The sequence below is a fragment of the Alkalibacterium indicireducens genome (assembly GCF_039522005.1).
GTDB classification, from domain to species: domain Bacteria; phylum Bacillota; class Bacilli; order Lactobacillales; family Carnobacteriaceae_A; genus Alkalibacterium; species Alkalibacterium indicireducens.
Map to the genome: position 1 here is coordinate 1 of NZ_BAAADA010000206.1, position 1765 is coordinate 1765.

2 protein-coding genes are annotated in these 1765 nt (G+C 31.2%); one reads left to right on the plus strand and one right to left on the minus strand.

Annotated elements, in window-relative coordinates:
• The first annotated feature begins 268 nt into the window (after positions 1–268).
• The gene (locus ABFX15_RS11725) at positions 269–1072 is read left to right on the plus strand and encodes a DUF368 domain-containing protein (protein WP_346025585.1); all 804 of its coding nucleotides are present in this window, start codon (positions 269–271) and stop codon (positions 1070–1072) included.
• A 168-nt stretch (positions 1073–1240) separates the two neighbouring features.
• Here the strand turns inward: ABFX15_RS11725 and ABFX15_RS11730 are convergent, their stop codons facing one another.
• Positions 1241–1480 carry an ATP-binding protein gene (locus tag ABFX15_RS11730; protein ID WP_245683093.1) on the minus strand — a complete coding sequence of 80 codons (240 nt, stop codon included), beginning with the start codon at positions 1478–1480 and terminating at the stop codon, positions 1241–1243.
• Between the last annotated feature and the right edge of the window lie 285 nt (positions 1481–1765).

Below are 1765 nucleotides of genomic sequence, written 5' to 3' on the forward strand. Positions count from 1 at the left end.
GTGTTTTTTTGCTTTTCCTTGATATAACAACCATTGTAAGCAATTATTAAAAGAAAGTATTGACACTAACTTTTGTTGAAAGGGGGTGCATGAAATGTTAAAATGTAGAAGCAACTACTTGAATTCTTCGTAGGTTCATCGGAAATATCGATGTTTAATGGTTTTCGTAAAGCGACGTAGAATTTAGGTAGTATAGTTGGTTTTTTTGCTTAGGGAATAAAGCAGCAGACAGGTAATAAAATTTGATTTTGATTGTGAGTTGATATTTTTGATATTTTTAAATGATTTTTTAAAAGGAATAATCATAGGTATAGGAGCCGTAGCTCCAGGCGTAAGTGGGGGTACCTTTGCGGTAATACTTGGTGTTTATAGCAAATTAACCAGTGCCATTGCTAATATATTTACTGATTTTATGGGAAAAATTAAAGCCCTTTTTTCTTTAGGTGTAGGTATAGCTTTTGGTGTATTAGCTTTTAGTAGAATTATGCAATATTTATTTGTATACCATGAAACCAATGTAAAATTTATCTTTATTGGGCTTATGGTAGGGACTATCCCTTTAGTGATTAAAGATGCAAATAAAAAGGGTTTTAAAGGCTCATATCTAATTCCTTGTATAATTGCCCTTAGTATAACAATTATATTTACCATATTAGAGAATAATGTGATAAATATTATGCCAGAAGCTTCCTCAGGACTAATTGCCACTATTATTTATGGTCTTATAATTGGATTTGGAACTATAGTACCAGGGGTAAGTGCATCATTTATTCTTATGTATATTGGGGCTTATGAAATTCTTTTGGATGCTCTTGTAAGCTTAGACCTTATGGTAATCATTCCAGTAGGGATAGGATTTGTCCTAAGTGTATTATTATTTGCAAAATTAATAAATTTTCTATTTGAAAGAGCTTATGGTTTTACATATTATACTGTATTAGGATTTGTATTTGGATCTATATTTGCAATTATTCCTAGGGATATATTAGGACAGGAAATCCTACTTGGAATCTTTTATTTAGTTATTGGATTTTTAGTATCTTATTATATTGGTACAAAGTATTCACAGTAAATGAAAAAGTTACTAGGTCATGTTAGCCTATCCGTCATATATAGCTCAACTTCTGTTTAAAACCCAGTATTTAGTAGTTATAAAGGTATATGATATTATACTTCCGAAGTGAAGAGTCTACCTTTATACCTCTATTACCTAAAAACTGTGACCCAGCTGATAGTCAAATTACTCAAGAAGAAAATCTATTATATTCTTCACCTTTATACCAGAAAAGTCATTAAAAACTGTATTATCCATAGTGAGGATATACTTAGGATAATTATCAGTTATGGACTGGAGTGGGCGTAGTTCACGTTCTTTTGTTTTTTCATCCATAATCGTAGCCGATACTTGATAGTAAACTATCTCATCAGCCTTACTTGCTACAAAATCAACCTCTAATGTACCAACTTTTCCAATTGTCACTTCATAACCTCTTCGTATAATAAGTTTGTAGTTAAGAATTGTTCTTAACTTAGTTGATTGATTAACTGTTTGAAAGAATGGAGCGGGGCTGGGAAATAACTAGCTGAATTAGAAGACACCGTCAAATCTAGGAAAAATGATCCTTGATTTGACGGTGTTTTTAATTACTCAGATTTATAAATTATTACTAAAAGGTGACTTTTTTCCCATCCCCAATTTCAAAAAGTCGCTTTTGATGATCCATTCACTTTAGTTCTTTGATAATTAAATATCTTGGTTATCGCT